At 62.6% G+C, this 17064-nt stretch carries 13 protein-coding genes; 8 read left to right on the forward strand and 5 right to left on the reverse strand.

Annotated features, from left to right (window positions below; translation table 11 throughout):
• Positions 1-22 precede the first annotated feature (22 nt).
• The 3 genes from D1159_RS01185 to D1159_RS01195 form a co-directional block, all read right to left on the reverse strand.
• A complete protein-coding gene (locus D1159_RS01185; protein WP_161843877.1) occupies positions 23-274 on the reverse strand; it encodes a carbon storage regulator in 252 nt (83 codons plus the stop codon).
• 427 nt (positions 275-701) lie between these two features.
• Positions 702-2057: an MATE family efflux transporter gene (locus tag D1159_RS01190; protein WP_161843878.1), complete on the reverse strand. Its 1356-nt coding sequence runs from the start codon at positions 2055-2057 to the stop codon at positions 702-704.
• Between the two features lie 147 nt (positions 2058-2204).
• Positions 2205-3557 (reverse strand): 8-oxoguanine deaminase, encoded by a 1353-nt coding sequence (locus tag D1159_RS01195; protein ID WP_161843879.1) that lies wholly within the window; start codon positions 3555-3557, stop codon positions 2205-2207.
• A gap of 325 nt (positions 3558-3882) precedes the next feature.
• Between D1159_RS01195 and D1159_RS01200 the strand changes: the two genes are divergently transcribed.
• From D1159_RS01200 to D1159_RS01210, 3 genes are read left to right on the forward strand one after another with little or no spacing between them, the layout of a single operon-like run.
• Complete coding sequence (locus D1159_RS01200) at positions 3883-5415, forward strand: ABC transporter ATP-binding protein (RefSeq protein WP_161843880.1); 1533 nt, start codon at positions 3883-3885, stop codon at positions 5413-5415.
• A complete protein-coding gene (locus tag D1159_RS01205) occupies positions 5412-6611 on the forward strand; it encodes an ABC transporter permease (RefSeq protein WP_347563615.1) in 1200 nt (399 codons plus the stop codon). Before D1159_RS01200 ends, D1159_RS01205 begins: the two co-directional genes overlap by 4 nt.
• Positions 6611-7528: an ABC transporter permease gene (locus D1159_RS01210; protein ID WP_161843881.1), complete on the forward strand. Its 918-nt coding sequence runs from the start codon at positions 6611-6613 to the stop codon at positions 7526-7528. The genes D1159_RS01205 and D1159_RS01210 overlap by 1 nt, the downstream gene beginning before the upstream one ends.
• A gap of 634 nt (positions 7529-8162) precedes the next feature.
• Here D1159_RS01210 and typA read toward each other — a convergent pair.
• Entirely contained in the window at positions 8163-9986 is a 1824-nt protein-coding gene (gene typA / locus D1159_RS01215; protein ID WP_161843882.1) for a translational GTPase TypA, read from the reverse strand.
• A 98-nt stretch (positions 9987-10084) separates the two neighbouring features.
• Positions 10085-11338, reverse strand: coding sequence for a DNA polymerase IV (dinB, locus tag D1159_RS01220; RefSeq protein ID WP_161843883.1), 1254 nt, complete (start codon positions 11336-11338; stop codon positions 10085-10087).
• A gap of 367 nt (positions 11339-11705) precedes the next feature.
• Here dinB and cbiD point away from each other — a divergent pair, with 367 nt between their 5' ends.
• The 5 genes from cbiD to hemC are packed head-to-tail and all read left to right on the forward strand — an operon-like array spanning position 11706 to position 17064.
• Positions 11706-12875 (forward strand): cobalt-precorrin-5B (C(1))-methyltransferase CbiD, encoded by a 1170-nt coding sequence (gene cbiD, locus D1159_RS01225; protein WP_161843884.1) that lies wholly within the window; start codon positions 11706-11708, stop codon positions 12873-12875.
• Positions 12875-13861, forward strand: coding sequence for an adenosylcobinamide-phosphate synthase CbiB (gene cbiB, locus D1159_RS01230; protein ID WP_161843885.1), 987 nt, complete (start codon positions 12875-12877; stop codon positions 13859-13861). The genes cbiD and cbiB overlap by 1 nt, the downstream gene beginning before the upstream one ends.
• A 19-nt stretch (positions 13862-13880) precedes the next feature.
• Entirely contained in the window at positions 13881-14567 is a 687-nt protein-coding gene (gene cobI, locus D1159_RS01235) for a precorrin-2 C(20)-methyltransferase (protein ID WP_161843886.1), read from the forward strand.
• Entirely contained in the window at positions 14564-16207 is a 1644-nt protein-coding gene (locus D1159_RS19950) for an NAD(P)-dependent oxidoreductase (protein WP_347563616.1), read from the forward strand. The genes cobI and D1159_RS19950 overlap by 4 nt, the downstream gene beginning before the upstream one ends.
• Positions 16204-17064, forward strand: a complete 861-nt coding sequence (gene hemC, locus D1159_RS01245; protein ID WP_161843887.1) for a hydroxymethylbilane synthase — start codon at positions 16204-16206, stop codon at positions 17062-17064. Before D1159_RS19950 ends, hemC begins: the two co-directional genes overlap by 4 nt.

A 17064-nucleotide genomic window follows, 5' to 3' on the forward strand; every position in this document is an offset into this window, starting at 1 on the left:
TCAGCCGTTTGAAACCAAAGTTCTATCTTTTGCTGGCCCTACCAGCCCGTTGGGGCGGCGGCATCCATTGCGTTCCCGCACCTCCGCCCCGGAGAATTGTAATCTCTTTTGGGGCCTTGATTCCCAGCCGGGCCGTGGTGCTGGAATCCGGGAACACCTGAATGACGATATCCTCGCCGATGGTCAGGTACTCCCCCTCTTTCATCTGTAAAAACAGCATGGCAAACTCCTTTCGCCCGCGGCACTCCTGCACCCGCTGATTTTTCATGGTCATAATATTTTGGATACCCTTATGGGCTTCAGATGTGCGCACACATCCTCTCGTTTCCCACTGCTCGGCTTGGAAAACGCTGATTGAAACGGAATTGATTCAGTTACGCTCTGGGCCGTTGTGGGATAGCGCCGGGCTTTGATGGTGGTGAACTGGACTGTCTTTCCCGCCGCCATACCGCTCCCCCCTTTGAGACTTTGCAAAATCGTAACCTTTACAAACTCAAAATTGCCCCGCAAAAAATTTCTCAGGACCACTTAATTTACCGAATCGTGGGCCGATTATATGGATGTAGGCAAGAAAAAAAGCCGGTTTATAAAGGTATACCTTTACAAACCGGCTTCTTCTTTATATTGCTCCCCCTATGTTTGACGGTGTGTTATCACTGCCTCTCACAGGGGGAGCATATGTTGTTTTGGCGTTATTCCGTTCAGATGAGGCGGATCTGTTTCCAGCGGCCCCGGGCGAAGCGGACGGTGAAGACGATGGCCCGGACAAACCAGTCCAGGAACATGGCGAACCAGACGGCCAGCAGGCCGATGTCCCAAAAGCGGGCCATCAGGTAGGCGGAGCCGATGCGGAAGACCCACATGGAGCACATGGACACCACCATGGTGAACTTGGCGTCCCCCGCGGCCCGCAGGGCGTTTGGGAGGGAGAAGGACAGGGGCCAGAGGGTGAGCTGAAACAGGGCGGTGAAGCGCAGGATCCGGGCGGCCAGCAGGGCGGCCTGGTGGGTGAGATTGAAGAAGCCCACCATAAACCCGGCGCCGCCCAGCAGGGCGAGGCTGAGGGTACCCATAGCCAGATAGGTGGCTGTCATAAGCCGTTTCGTGTAGGAGACTGCCTGATCCGGGTCCCTGGCCCCCATACACTGGCCGACCACGGTGATCAGGGCCAGGCCCATGGAGGTGCCGGGGACGTTGACAATGCTGGCCACGCTGTTGGAGATGGCGTCCGCTGCCATAACTGAGGTGCCGAAGCTGGAGATCAGCCGCTGGAGGGTAAGCTTACCCACCTGGAACATACCATTTTCCAGGCCGGCGGGGATCCCTACCTGGAGAATACGCCGGACCAGTCCTCCCTGCCGCTCGGGGCGGAAGAGCTGTTGGATATGAACCGGGTGGCGCTTTTGACAGATGAGGGCCAGCATTACCAGCGCCCCCAGCCCCCGGGAGAACAAAGTGGAGGCCCCCACCCCCTTGGCGCCCCAGCCGCAGATGTAGACCAGATAGAAATTGCCGCCGATGTTGGCTATGTTCATCACCAGGGAGGTGAACATGGAGACCTTGCTGTTGCCCATGGAGCGGAACAGGGCCGCACCGGTGTTGTACATGGCCAGAAAGGGGAAGGAGCAGGCGGTAAGCAAAAAGTAGACAAGGGCGCTGTCCATTACATCGGCGTCCACATGGCCGAAGATCAGGGTCAGGATCTGGGGCCGGAAGGCCAGGGCCAGGAGGGTGAGCAGCAGGGCGATGCCGGTGGACAGATACAGGAGCTGCTTGGCGGCCTTGCAGGCGGTGTCGTTGTCCCGGCGGCCCAGATACTGGGAGGCGATCACCGCACCCCCGGTGGCCAGGGCGGACAGAACCTGGATGAGCAGCAGGTTGATAGAGTCCACCAGGGCCACGCCGGAGACAGCGGCCTCCCCGGCCCGGGTGACCATCATGGTGTCCGCCATGCCGATGGTCATGGCCAGAAGCTGTTCAATGACCAGGGGGATAATGAGTTGGATCAGCGCGCGGCGGGGGAAAAGGGGGGTAGGCTGAGCAGCACAGTCCTCCATAGGGGAAATCACGCCCTCTCTGGGAAAGAATCAAGAGACATTGTACCACGGAGCGGGCCTTTGACAAGGTTCAAAATAGACAAAAAAGGACGGTTGAGGGCAGAAAAATTCAGGGAAGCGGCGCGGAACGGTTTGCAAATGGGAAACCTACCGGCCCAGATAGCGGCGGACCACAGCGTTTGCCTGGCGGACCGCGTCCTCCTCGCACAGAGCGGTGAGACGCCCCTTCTCCACCACGGGGACGCCGTTGACAATGGTATAGTCCACATCCCCCTTCAGCCCCACGGTGGACAGCATGGACTTTGGGTCGAACTGGGCGCCCACCAGGGGGAGACGGTCCAGATCCACCAGGAAGAGATCGGCGGCCATGCCGGGGGCCAGGCAGCCGATATCGGACCGGCCCAGCACCTTGGCGGAGCCCCGGGTGGCCATCTTGAGCAGGTCATAGCCGGTGGGGGCCCGGTGGCTGGCGTGGAGCCGATGGAGGAGATAGGCCACCCGCAGCTCCTCCAGCATGTCGCAGCCGTCGTTGGAGGCGGAGCCGTCCAGGGCCAGCCCCACGGGGACGCCCTTTTCCAGCATCTCCGGCACCCGGCACACCCCGGAGGACAGCTTCATGTTGGAGGCAGGGCAGTGGGCCACGCCGGTGCCGGTCTGGGCCAGGAGGTCCAGCTCGCTGTCGTCAAAGTGGATGCCGTGGGCGTACCAGACGTCGGGGCCGATCCAGCCCAGGCTCTCCATGTAGGCCACAGGGCGCAGTCCGAATTTTTCCAGGGTATAGCGCTCCTCATCCTTGGTCTCGGCCAGGTGGGTGTGCAGGCGCACCCCCAACGAGCGGGCCAGCTTGGCGCTCTCCCGCATAAGATCGCCGGTGACGGAGAAGGGGGAGCAGGGGGCCAGAGCCACCTGGTGCATGGAGAAGGGACTGCTGTCGTGCCAGGTGCTGACCAGCCGCTCAGAGTCCGCCATGATGGCGTCAATGCTCTGCACCACGCTGTCCGGGGGCAGGCCGCCGTCCTTCTTGCTCCGGTCCATGGAGCCCCGGGAGGCGTGGAAGCGCATCCCAAGCTGGTCCGCCGCCCGGAACTGGGCGGCAATCAGGTCCCCCGCCCGCTCGGGGAAGACGTAGTGGTGGTCAAAGCAGGTGGTGCAGCCGGTCTTCAGCAGCTCCGCCATACCCATGAGGGAGGAGTGATAGACCACCTCCTCGTCCAGCCCCTTCCACACCTCGTAAAGGGCGGTGAGCCAGGGAAAAAGCTCCATGCGCTGTACCTCCGGCAGGTTGCGGGAAAAGAGCTGATAAAGGTGGTGGTGCGTGTTCACCAGGCCGGGATAGACCGCCATACGGCTGGCGTCGATGGTGCGCTCAGCCTCCTGGGCGTCCGGGCCGATGTAGGCGATGGTATTGTCCTGAAGAAGGAGATTAGCCTGCTCCCAGAGGGTGTCGCTGCCGTCGCAGGAGACAATATACCGGGCGTTTTGAATGAGAAGGGTGGACATAACGGACGCTCCTTTTCAAAATATTTTTTTGACAAAAAACAAAATTATAATACACCGCGCCAGGCAAAAGGTCAACGCAAAGATTGTGCCCGCCGGGAAATTGTGCAGGCCGCCCCCGCCGCTCAAAAGGGGAAACTGTAAAAAAGGATGACTGCATTACTTTTTTTTAGGCAATATTTGCGCCGTTGTGACGCAGAAAAGTAGAAGTTAGCAAAAATGAAAAAAATGATTCCCAAATGACAGGAGTTCGTGTATAATATACACAGTATTCCCCAGACCGGGACAGACGGCCCTGTCCCGCGATTAAAGCAGAGGAAGTGATCCCTTGGAAGAGTATGTCATTGAAATGCTGCACATCACGAAGGAATTCCCCGGCATCAAGGCAAACGATGATGTGACGCTTCAGCTCAAGAAGGGCGAGATACACGCCCTTCTCGGCGAGAACGGAGCGGGGAAATCCACGCTGATGAGCGTTCTGTTCGGGCTGTACCAGCCAGAGCAGGGGACCATTAAAAAGAACGGACAGGTTGTGGAAATCCGCAACCCCAACGACGCCAACGACCTGCACATCGGCATGGTTCACCAGCACTTCAAGCTGGTGGAGGTCTTTTCCGTGCTGGACAATATCATCCTGGGGGTGGAGCCCTGCAAGGGCGGACTGCTCCAGAAAGCGGAGGCCCGGAAAAAAGTGGTGGAGCTGTCTGAACGGTACGGCTTGAAGGTGGATCCGGACGCCAAGATTGAGGACATCTCTGTGGGAATGCAGCAGCGGGTGGAGATTTTGAAAATGCTCTACCGGGAAAACGAAATTCTTATTTTTGACGAACCCACTGCCGTACTCACCCCCCAGGAGATTGACGAGCTGATGGAGATTATGCGCGGCTTCGCCAAGGAGGGCAAGAGCATTCTGTTCATTACCCATAAGCTCAATGAGATCATGGCGGTGGCAGACCGGTGTACCATTCTGCGCAAGGGCAAGTATATGGGCACGGTGGACATCAAAAACTCCTCTAAAGAGGAGCTGTCCCGGCGGATGGTGGGCAGAGACGTGGAATTCGCCGTGCAGAAGGAGGAGTCCAAGCCCGGGGACGTGATTTTGGAGGTAAAGAACGTCACTGTGCCCTCTAAGCTCCACAAAAACAACGCGGTGAAAAACGTGTCCTTCCAGGTGCGGGCGGGGGAGATCGTCTGCCTGGCCGGCATTGAGGGCAATGGACAGACCGAGATGATCTACGCCCTCACCGGCTTGACCAAGCAGAGCGAGGGGTCCTTTCACCTGTGCGGCCAGGATATCAGCCATACCTCTATCCGAAATCGCTCCAAAAGCGGCATGAGCCACATCCCCGAGGACCGGCACAAGCACGGTCTGGTGCTGGACTATACGCTGGAGCAGAACATGGTGCTCCAGCGCTATTGGGAGCCGGAGTTCCAGCAGGGAGGCTTTATCAAGTTCGGCGCCGTGCGGCAGTATGCCCAGCGGCTGATCGACCAGTACGACGTGCGCTCCGGCCAGGGGCCGATTACCGCCGCGCGGTCCATGTCCGGCGGCAACCAGCAAAAGGCCATCATCGCCCGGGAGATCGACAAGGATCCCAAGCTGCTGGTGGCGGTGCAGCCCACCCGCGGGCTGGATGTGGGCGCCATTGAGTATATCCATCGTCAGATTGTGGCGGAACGGGACGCAGGCAAGGCAGTGCTCCTGGTTTCCCTGGAGCTGGACGAGGTCATGAACCTGTCCGACCGCATTCTGGTCATGTACGAGGGAGAGATCGTGGGCGAGTTTGACCCGAAGAAGACCAACGTGCAGGAGCTGGGTCTGTACATGGCCGGCGCCCGGAAGGAGGGAGCAGAGCAGTGAAAAAGAGAAATTCCCTTGCCTCCGGCAGTGTAAGCGCCCTGTTGGCCTCGCTGCTTTGTATTTTAATTGGCCTTGTCATCGGATTTATCTGTCTGGTGGCCCTGAGCTGGGCCAACGCGGCCAAGACAGGCGGGGATCTGAGCAATGTGCTGGCCAACGCATGGAAGTCGGGCTTCAAGCCCATTCTGATGGGTGGCTTTTTTATGAAGCCCATCGGCATCGGCCGTGAGATCGCCTCCGCAGCCCCCCTGATTATGACCGGCCTGTCCGTGGGCTTTGCCTTTAAAACCGGCCTGTTCAACATCGGCGCCGCCGGCCAGTATACCTTGGGCGCCTTTGGCGCACTGTTCTGCGCCATTGTGCTGAAAATGCCCTGGTGGGCCTGCCTCATCGGCGCCACTCTGTTCGGCGCTGTCTGGGGCGCCATCCCCGGCCTGTTCAAGGCGTATCTGAATATCAACGAGGTTATCACCGCCATTATGTTCAACTGGATCGGCCTGTACGCGGTGAATACCATCATGTATGGCGGCGGCACCGGCGTGATGTACGACGCCAAGGCCACCAAGACCTGGGCCCTGCGCACTTCCTACCCAGACGCGGTGATCCCCGATCTGGGGCTGAGCAAGTACTTTATGAACCGCTCTACCACCATCGCCATCTTTTTGGCCGTTGCGGTGGCGGTGCTGATCTATGTAGTCATCCAGAAGACCACCTTCGGCTACGAGCTGAAGGCCTGCGGCAACAACAAGGAGGCCGCCCGGTACGCCGGCATCAACGAGAAGCGGAACATTGTCCTTTCCATGGTCATCGCCGGGGCGCTGGCGGGCTTCGGCGCCGGGCTGTACTACCTGTCCGGCGTGGCGGAGTGGTCCCCCATGAACTCCACCGCGCTGCCGGGCATCGGCTTTGACGGCATCTCGGTGGCCCTGCTGGCCTCCTCCAACCCCATCGGCATTATCTTCTCCGCGCTGTTTATCTCCCACATCAGCACCGGCGGCGGCTTTATGAACGCCAGCGTCTTCCCGCCTGAGATTGCGGATGTGATCTCCGGCATTATTATCTACCTGTGCGCCTTTGCCCTGCTGTTCCGCGTCGCTCTGGGCCGTCTGTCCGGCAAGCGGGAGAAGGAAAAGGTCAATGTAAACGCGGAGCCTGCCCCAACGGCGGAGGAGAATGGAAAGGAGGGTGACGCATAATGCTGTTGCTGATCAAATACACCCTGCTGTACACCATGGTTCTGATGCTGGTGGCGCTGGGCGGCATGTTTTCGGAGCACTCCGGCATCATCAACATCGCCCTGGAGGGCATTATGGTCATCGGCGGCCTGATGGGCCTGATTGCGGTGAAAATCGCGGCGGCCTCCTTCCCGCCTGTGATGGTGGTGGTGATCTCTGTCCTGGCGGCGGCCGCGGCCGGCATGGCCTACGCCTGCCTGCTGGCCTTTGCGTCGGTCAATCTGAAGGCGGATCAGACCATCGGCGGCACCGCCCTCAACGTGCTGGCCACCGCTGTGGCCATGGTCATTGCCAAGCAGGTCAACGGCAGCCAGTCCGCCAAGCTGGACTACTCCAACGGCCCCTTCCTGTTCAAGATTGGAAAGCTGGATGTGAGCGTCTTCCTCATTGTGGGCCTGGCTGCGCTGGTGGTGTCCTATGTGGTGCTCTACAAGACCCGCTTCGGCCTGCGGCTGTGTGCCTGCGGCGAGCATCCCCAGGCGGCGGACTCTGTGGGCATCAACGTATACAAGATGCGCTGGGCCGGCGTGATGATCTCCGGAATCCTGGGCGGCATCGGCGGCTTTGCCTACATTGTGCCTTCCGTGCAAAGCTGGAACTTTGAGGTGGGCGTGGCCGGCATGGGCTTCCTGGCCCTGGCGGTGATGATCTTCGGCCAGTGGAAGCCCCACCGGATCTTCCTGGCGGCCATCTTCTTCGCGGTGTTCAAGTCCCTGGCGAACATCGCCGACTCTACCTTCCTGGCCGCACTGCACTGGCCCAAGGAGATCTACAACATGATGCCCTTTATCGCCTCTATGGTGATCCTGGCCTTCACGTCCAAAAGCTCCCGGGCGCCGAAGGCGGAGGGAATTCCCTACGATAAGGGCCAGCGGTAAAACAGTTTTAGAGGAGAAAAAGAGCGGCGCCGTGCAGACGGCGCCGCTCTTGCGTTTTATGTGGGAGTACCTCCCAGGGGCTTGCCCTGCGCGGGCGGCGTCCGGGGCCCTTTCGGGAAAGGGCCCCGGAACCCCGAAGGGCCAGAGGGGGAAAAATCCCCCCTCTGGACGCCCCCAAGACCACGGACGGGCGGTCTCTGAATTCATCAGACATGAAACAAAGCAGTTGCACCCGCCCGAAAAAAACCAGTGGACAATATTTTTTGCCCGCGTCGTATACAACGCAAAACTTGCCAGCCGCAGCAATTCAAGTACGCTGTCCGACGGACGCCTTTCTGGGTGCAGCGCACCAAGCATCGTGGCGGCCGTCAGATCCAGTTCTTGAATCGTTGCGGCTGGCAAGTTTTGCAGTGTATTCGGCGCGGGCTTTGCTTTCACGACTGACATAATAAAGGCATCGGGCGCGGGCGCAACGACTTTGCGCCTGCCTCTCGCCTAAACATTGAGGCCGCCAGCCCGGGGGATTCTCAAGGGGGAATTCCCCCTTGAGCCCTTTGGGTCCAGGGGCCTTTCGGGAAAGGCCCCTGGCGCGGCCCGCGCAGGGCCGTCCCCGCAGGGGTTCCCTGCTTTCGGGTTACTTCCCGCCCTTCAAAGCCTTCATCCGATCCGCGTGATTCAAAATGCGCTTGCGCAGGCGCAGGCTCTCCGGTGTAACCTCCAGCAACTCGTCGTCGGCCAGAAATTCCAAACACTGCTCCAGGCTCATCTGACGGGGCGGCACCAGACGCAGGGCCTCGTCAGAGCCGGAGGCCCGGGTGTTGGTGAGCTGCTTCTTTTTGCAGACGTTGACGGCCATATCCTCCCCCTTGGGAGAAAAGCCAATCACCATGCCGCCATAGACCGGCACGCCGGCGCCGATAAAGAGGGTGCCCCGCTCCTGGGCATTGAAGAGACCGTAGGTGATGGACTCGCCGGTTTCAAAGGAGATCAGGCTGCCGGTGGAGCGGCGGGCGATGTCGCCCCTGTAGGGAGCATAGGAGTCAAAGACGGAGGCCATGATGCCCTCCCCCTTGGTGTCGGTCAAAAATTCGTTGCGGTAGCCGAACAGGCCCCGGGCGGGGACCAGAAATTCCAGCTTCATCCGATCCCCCACCGGGTTCATCTCCAACAGGTCGCCCTTGCGGGATCCGATCTTCTCAATTACCGCGCCCACGCAGTCAGAGGGCACGTCCACCACCAGGCACTCAATGGGTTCGCACTTTTTGCCGTCGATCTCCTGGTAGAGCACCCGGGGGGGGGAGACCTGGAACTCATAACCCTCCCGGCGCATGGTCTCAATGAGGATGGACAGGCTCATCTCGCCCCGGCCGGCCACGCTGAAGGAGTCGGTGGAATCGGTGTCGCTGACCCGGAGAGACACGTCCCGCAGGGTCTCCTTCATCAGCCGCTCCCGAATCTGGCGGGAGGTGACGAATTTGCCCTCCCGCCCGGCGAAGGGGGAGTCGTTGACGGAGAAGGTCATCTCAATGGTGGGGGCGGAGATCTTGACGAACTCAATGGGTTCCACCGCGCCGGGGGCGCAGATGGTGTCGCCGATGGTCACGTCGCCAATGCCGCTCATGGCGATGATATTGCCGGCGGAAGCCTCCATCACCGGGGTGCGGCCCAACCCGTCGAACTGGTAGAGGGAGACCGCCTTGGCCTTCTTGGGAACGGCGTCGGGGGTATGGTAGTTGCACACAGCGATCTCCTGGTTCTGCTTGATCACCCCCCGCTCAATACGGCCCACGGCGATGCGGCCTACAAAGTCGTTGTAGTCAATGGAGGAGACCAGCATCTGGAAGGGAGCGCTGTCGTCGGCCTCCGGGGCGGGGATGTAGTCCAAAATGGTCTCAAAGAGGGGGGCCAGGTCGGTACCGGCCGCGTCGGGGGAGTAGGAGGCGGTGCCCTGCCGGCCGGAGCAGAACAGGGTGGGGGACTCAAACTGCTCATCCGTGGCGTTCAGGTCCAGCAGCAGCTCCAGCACCTCATCCATCACCGCGTGGATGCGCTGGTCCGGGCGGTCAATCTTGTTCACCACCACGATGACCTTGTGGCCCAGCTCCAGGGCTTTGGACAGGACAAAGCGGGTCTGGGGCATGGGGCCCTCTGCAGCGTCCACCAGCAGAATGACGCCGTTGACCATCTTCAAAATACGCTCCACCTCGCCGCCGAAGTCGGCGTGGCCCGGGGTGTCCACAATATTAATCTTCACGTCCTTATAATAGACGGCGGTGTTTTTGGCCAGAATGGTGATGCCGCGCTCCCGCTCCAGATCGCCGGAGTCCATAACGCGGTCCACCGTGGCCTGATGTTCCCGGTAAATGCCGCCCTGTTTGAGCATCTCATCCACCAGCGTGGTCTTGCCATGGTCAACATGGGCGATAATGGCGACGTTTCTCAGCTTGGTATTCTGCACGGTAAGCACCTCTTATTTATCATTAAAGATAGATTTTTCTGACCCCATATTATAACCTGTCACATGTGGAAACGCAACTTAATTTCCTGAAAAATACCCTATTTCGGCTTTTTCCCCAATGGGGCGCTGGATGGCAAGGATTCTTTTGGCGATGGGGCGGGGGAGGCCCCTGCGGAGGCAATGGAAAGGGCGGAGCGCCCGTATTTATCCCGCAGCCGGTCCACGGTTTTTTCCAGCCGCTCCAGCCGGTCCCGCTGGGAGACATCGCCGGCAGAGAAGAGATCGAGCTGCTCCGCGGCCTGCTGTTCCGGGAGCAAATTTTGGGCGGTGACGGTGAGGGCGCGGAGGGGGGCGTTTTCCTGCCAAGCCGACTGGACCAGCTGAAAGGCGGCGCGGAGGATCTCGCGGGAGACAAAGGTGGGAGCGGCGAGGCGGGTCTGCCGGCAAATATCCCGGAAAGCGGGGTCGCGTATGGTCACTTGGACGGTGGTACACTTCATTCCCGCCCGGCGCAGGCCGGCGGCCACGCCGTCGGACAGCAGAGCCAGGCCGGAGTGAAGCTCCTCCCACCCCACCAGATTATGGGGAAAGGTGATGCCGTTGCCTACGGATTTGGGGGGCGGCATGTCCCGCAGGGGGATCACGGGACTGCGGTCCTCACCGGCGGCGTAGTCGTGGAGAAGCGCCCCCTGGCGGCCCAACAGGCGGACCAGGGCCTCTTTGTCAAAGCGGGCCAGATCCCCAATGGTGCGTACACCGCAGCGGGCCAGTGTCTGGGCGGCCGCCCGGCCCACAAAAATCAGATTTCCCACCGGCAGGGGCCAGAGCAGGCGGGCGAAATTTTCCCGGGAAATCACCGTGGTGGCGTCCGGCTTTTTGTAGTCGCTGCCCATTTTGGCAAAGACCTTGTTGAAGGATACCCCGGCGGAGAGGGTAAGGCCGGTCTCTCGGCGGACCACGGCCCGGATCTCATCCGCCACTCTCTTGGCGTCGCCGCCGAAGAGATGGAGGGAACCCGTCATGTCCAGCCAGCTCTCGTCGATGCTGAAGGGCTCCACCAGATCGGTATACCGCTCGTAAATGGCGTTGACGGCCTGGGACCAGTGCGGATACTTCTCACGGTGGGCGGGCAGAAGGATCAGGTCGGGGCATTTTTTCCGGGCCTGCCAGATGGTCTCGGCGGTTTTGACCTGAAAGGTCTTGGCGGCCTCATTTTTGGCAAGAATAATGCCGTGGCGGCGCTCCGGATCGCCGCATACAGCTACAGGCCGCTGCCGCAGCTCAGGGTAGTCCAGCAGCTCCACAGAGGCATAAAAGCTATTCAGATCACAGTGCAGAATAACGCGGTCCATAAAGGGCACCTCCCCAGGTCTGGGTTGTGTTTCTATTATAGAGTTTAGCGGGAAAGAAGTCAAACATACGTTCCCAACCGGACGAAAAAGCGCCTGCACTTTTTCATTATGTTTATTCACCACGCTAACGATCCTGTATTTCCTGTTGGGGATACAGGATCTGAATTGAGCAGGCTACAGATCCCATAGACAGCGCGGCCGCTGGGCACGCTGCTTTCCGCTGTTTCAATACCGCTGCCCTGGCGGAAAAAGGGGGAATTCTTTACTTTCAAAAAAAAGGTTGCTATAATAGAACCCAATCCTGTATCCGCCGGGAGCCCTTGTCTGAGGGGGCCGGCCGGATGAGTTCAGACAGCGGAGGGCGCTTATGGTCAGGCTGGAGCACTATATCCCGGTAGGCCGGGCGCGGCTGCGGTGCGGCTATACCACCGGAACCTGCGCGGCTGCGGCGGCCCGGGCTGCGGCGGAGGCGCTGCTCACCGGCCTGCGGCCGGCCTGCGTACAGGTGAACACGCCTGAAGGCATTGCGGTGCAGACCCAGCCGGTGGAGTGGTCCGCGGGGCCGGGCTGGGTCCGGTGCGCGGTGGAGAAGGACGGGGGAGACGACCCGGATGTCACCAGCGGAATCAAGATCTTCGCCCAAGTCTCCCGCCGTCCGGGGGAGCGCTGCGCGGTAGACGGCGGCGAGGGGGTGGGCCGGGTGACGCTGCCCGGCCTGGACCAGCCCGTGGGGGCCGCGGCCATCAATTCTGTCCCCCGCCGGATGATTCTCCAACAACTGGAGCAGGCCCGCCAGGCGGCGGGAGAGACTGACGGCCTGCGGGCGGTGATCTCCGTCCCCAGCGGGGAGGCGCTGGCCCAAAAGACCTTTAATCCCCGGCTGGGCATTGAAGGGGGAATCTCCATTCTGGGCACCAGCGGCATTGTCCGGCCTATGAGCGAGGCGGCGTTGGTAGACTCCATCCGGCTGGAGCTGGACCTGCTCCGCGCCCAGGGTGTGCGGCGCCTGCTGGCGGTGCCGGGGAACTATGGGGCGGACTACGCAAAAGACCATCTGGGCCTGAGAAGCCGCCCCGCCGTCTGGGGCAACTATCTGGGGGAGAGCATTGACTACGCTGCGGGGCTGGGGTTTGAGAGTGTTCTGCTGGTGGGACACCTGGGCAAACTGGTGAAGACAGCGGCGGGGATTTTTAACACCCATTCCGCCGTGGCAGACGGCCGGCGGGAGGTGTTGGCCGCCCACACCGCCCTGGCGGGGGGGGATCGGGCCCTGGTAAACGGGGTGTATGCCGCCGCCACGACCGATGGGGCCCTGGCTGTGCTGGAATCGGCGGGTTTGCTCAAGCCGGTGATGGCCTCAATCACCCGGGCTGTGGAGGAGGCGCTGTCCCGCCGGGCGGGGGCAGGGATGGAGATACAGGTGGTGATTTTCTCCCACCGCTTCGGACTGCTGGGCAGGACCTCCGGAGCGGATGACCTGCTCAAGCGCCACCAGAGGGACAAAAATGAAGCAACAGGGGGTTCCGGAGGCCTGTGATGATACGAACCTTTTATACGCAAAATCTGTTGGCGCTGCTGGCGGGCTTCTGTCTGGACCTGCTGCTGGGGGACCCCCACTGGGCGCCCCACCCGGTCCGGGCTATGGGCGGCCTCATCGCCCTGCTGGAGCCCGCCCTGCGCCGTCTCTTCCCCAAAACGCCGGGCGGGGCGCGCATGGCGGGCAGGGCACTGGTATTGCTGGTGCTCGGCCTGTCCGTGGGGACGGCGGCGCTGATTCTGTATCTGTGCGCCCTGCTCCACTGCCGGCTGGCCTTTGGGGCCAGGGTGCTGCTGTGCTATCAGCTGCTGGCGGTGAAATCCCTCCGGGCGGAGAGCATGGCGGTGTACTGGGCGCTGGCCCGGGGGGATCTGGACGCCGCCCGGAAGGCGGTATCTATGATTGTGGGCCGGGATACCGATGGGCTGGACCAGGCCGGGGTGGCCAAAGCGGCGGTGGAGACCGTGGCGGAAAACACCGCTGACGGAGTAGTGGCGCCGCTGCTGGCGCTGGCTCTGGCGGGGCCCCTGGGGGGCGTAGCTTACAAGGCCGTGAATACAATGGACTCTATGGTGGGGTACCGGAACGAGAGGTACTTAGAGTTCGGCCGGTGCGCCGCCCGGCTGGACGATGTGTGTAATTTCATTCCCGCCCGGCTGGCGGGAGGGCTGTTCTGCCTGTCCGCCGTGCTGACGGGTTTTAATGGGAAGAATGCCCTGCGCATCTTCTGCCGGGACCGGAAAAAGCACCCGTCTCCCAATTCCGCCCATACGGAAGCGGCCTGTGCCGGGGCGCTTGGCGTTCAGCTGGCCGGGCCAAGCCGTTACGGCGGACGGTGGGTGAATAAACCCGCGCTGGGGGACCCGATCCACCTGGTGGAGCCGGCGGACATTGTGCGGGCCAACCGGCTGATGTACGGCACGGCCTTTTTATCGCTGGCGCTCTTTTGCGGTGCGCCGCTGCTGGCGCTGCTGTGGCCGGCGTGATTTTTGGGAGGAAGCGAATATGGGACAGGGAATACTGTATGGCGTGGGCGTGGGGCCGGGCGATCCGGAACTGTTGACGCTGAAAGCGGCCCGGATTCTGCGGGAGGCGGATGTGGTGGCGGTGCCGGACAAGGGGAGCGGGAAGAAGACCGCCCTTGAAATTGTCGCGGCCCATGTGGAGGGAAAGCAGCTGGTGTACTGCGATACTCCCATGACCCGGGATGCCGCCCGGCTGGAGGACAGCTACCGCCGGGGGGCGGACCGGCTGTGCGCACTGCTGGACAAGGGAAAAACCGTGGCGTTTATCACCTTGGGGGATCCGGCAATCTACTCAACCTATATCTATCTTCATCGAAAGGTAACGCAGCGGGGATACCGGGCGGAGCTGGTGCCTGGGGTGCCCTCCTTCTGCGCGGCGGCGGCCCGGCTGGGGGTGAGCCTGTGCCAAGGGGATGAGCGGCTGCTGATTGTGCCGGCCAGCCATTGCGTGGAGGACTGTCTGGACTTCCCCGCCAATCAGGTCTACATGAAGGCGGGGCGGAATGTGGGCGCGCTTCGGGATGCCCTGGCCGCGCGCGGCCGGCTGGAGAAGGCGGCAGCGGTGTGCAACTGCGGCATGGAGGGGGAGAAGATCTGTCCCGCCCTGGCGGATATGAGAGAGGAGGACTATTTCTCCGTGGTGCTGGTAAGGGGGAGACAGCAGTGAATCTGGCGATGTCCAGCCTGGACTACAGCACGGCCCCTGTGGAACTGCGCCAAGGCCTGTCCTTTTCCGGCGGAGCGGCCCGGGAGGCGATGGGGGAGATCCGCCGGAGGTATCCCGATGTGAGAGAGTGCGTTCTCTTGTCCACCTGCAACCGGACGGAGCTGTATCTGTCGCTGGCGGAGGGGAGCGATCTGGATCCGAGGGCGGTTTTATGCGGCTTGGGCGGTCCGGCGGGAGAGCGCCTGGCGCGCCTGACAACGGCTGCGCGGGATCTGGCGGCGGCCCGGCACTTGGCAGAGGTGGCGGCGGGTTTGCACTCCCAGATCTTTGGGGAGGACCAGATTATCGCCCAGGTAAAGGCGGCCTTATCAGCAGCCCGGGAGGCGGGCTGCGCCGGAGCGGTGCTGGAGAAGCTGTTCTCCACCGGAATCGCGGCGGGGAAGGCTCTGCGGACCCGGGTGCGGATGACCGGGGTGCCCCGCTCTTCGGCGGAGCAGGCGGTGGCCCGTCTGACCCAGGCAATGGGTCCCCTGGCAGGGAAAAAGGTCCTGGTCATTGGAAATGGGGAAATGGGCCGGCTGTCCGCCCGGCTGCTGCGGCAGGCGGGGTGCGCCGTGACGGTCACGCTGCGGACCTATCGCCATGGGGAGACCCTGGTGCCTGCCGGGTGCGGGGTGGTCCCCTACGAGGGGCGCTATGGGGCCATGGAGGGGACGGACATTCTGGTCTCCGCCACGGCCAGCCCCCACTGCACCGTCCGGCGGCGGGAATTTGAGGCGTTGACCCATCCCCCCCGCTGGCTGGTGGATTTGGCGGTGCCCAGAGATATCGACGGCAGCCTGGGAAAAATGCCTGGGATGACCCTGTGGGACATTGACGCCCTGGGAACCGGGGCGCGCCCCGCCCTGCCGGAGGAGGGGGAGGCCATTTTGGACCGGGCGGTGGAGGAGCTGCGGCAGTGGGCCAGCTGCCGGGAGGGCCTGTCCGCCGCGGCGGAGCTGAAGCGGGCGGTGGCCGAGCGGGTGCGGGCCCGCGGGCCGCTGTCCCCGGAGGAGAGCGCCGGGCTGGCGGTGGACCTGCTCACCCGCAATCTGAAAGGACATTTCTCTGCGGAAGATTTGGAGGAATGCGCGGAGAAAATACGGGCCCGTACCCGCTGCCGGGCTGTCAAGGCGGCGCAGACGGGGCCCAACGGATTCTATTTCCCCCTCTTTGTCAATCTGCGGGGGGCCAGGGCGGTTATTGTGGGCGGAGGGCCGGTTGCGGCCCGCCGCGCTGCCGTTCTGGCCCGGTTCGGCGCCCAGGTAACGGTGGTTGCCCCCTGCCTGACGGGGGAATTTGGTGAAATCAACCACATTCCCCGGCCCTACCGGCCCGGCGACCTGGCGGGCGCGGCGGTAGTGGTGGCCGCCACCGGGGACCGGCAGGTAAACCGCCAAGTGGGGGAGGAGGCCCGGCGGGCGCGTCTCCCCGTCAGCGTGGCGGACCGGCGGGAGGAGTGTACGTTTTATTTTCCCGCGATCTGTGAGGGAAACCAGGTGGTGGCAGGGGTGGTCTCCCGGGGAGACAGCCATAAGGACGCCGCTCGGGCGGCGGCGGCCATCCGCCAGGCGCTTGAGACATGGGAGGGATTGGAGTGAAGCTGCGCGTCGGAAGCCGGGAGAGCAGGCTGGCGGTGGTCCAGACCGAGCTGGTCATGGCGGCCATCCGGGCCGCCGCCCCGGATATCGAACTGGAGCTGGTGACCATGAAGACCACTGGCGACCGGATTTTGGACCGCACCTTGGATCAGATAGGGGGGAAGGGGCTCTTTGTCAGGGAGCTGGACGCCGCCCTGCTGGAGGGGCGGGTGGATCTGACGGTGCACAGCCTGAAGGACCTGCCGGCGGAGCCGCACCCGGATCTGCCCATTGGGGCTTTTTTGCCCCGGGGGGATCCTAGGGACGCCCTGGTGCTGCCCCGGGGGGCGGAGGAGCCGGACTTCACCCGGCCCATCGGCTGCGCCAGCCGCCGCCGGAGGCTCCAGCTGGAGCGGCGCTTCCACGGTGTAACGGTGGAGCCGGTGCGGGGGAACGTGCTCACCCGGCTGGAGAAGCTGGACCGGGGGGAATTCGGCGCTTTGGTGCTGGCCGCCGCCGGGCTGGAGCGGCTGGGCCTGTCGGGACGAATCTACCGGTATTTTTCTCCGGAGGAAATGCTCCCCGCCGCCGGACAGGGAATTTTGGCGGTGCAGACCCGGACTGGGGCGGACTGGCCCTGGCTGGCGGAGATAAACGACAAAGAGACCGCCGCCTGCGCCCAGGGAGAGCGGGCCTTCACCCGGGCTCTGGGCGGGGGCTGCTCCTCCCCCGTGGCGGCGTTTGGAGTCATTGAGGACGGCCTGCTCTCCCTCACCGGCATGGACGAGAACGGCGTGCGGGAGACCCTCCGCGGCCCGGCAGAGGAGGCGGAGGCGCTGGGGCTGGCTCTGGCGCGCAGACGGAAGGAGGCGCGGTGA

Source organism: Pseudoflavonifractor sp. 524-17, assembly GCF_009935845.1.
Lineage (GTDB): Bacteria > Bacillota > Clostridia > Oscillospirales > Oscillospiraceae > Pseudoflavonifractor_A.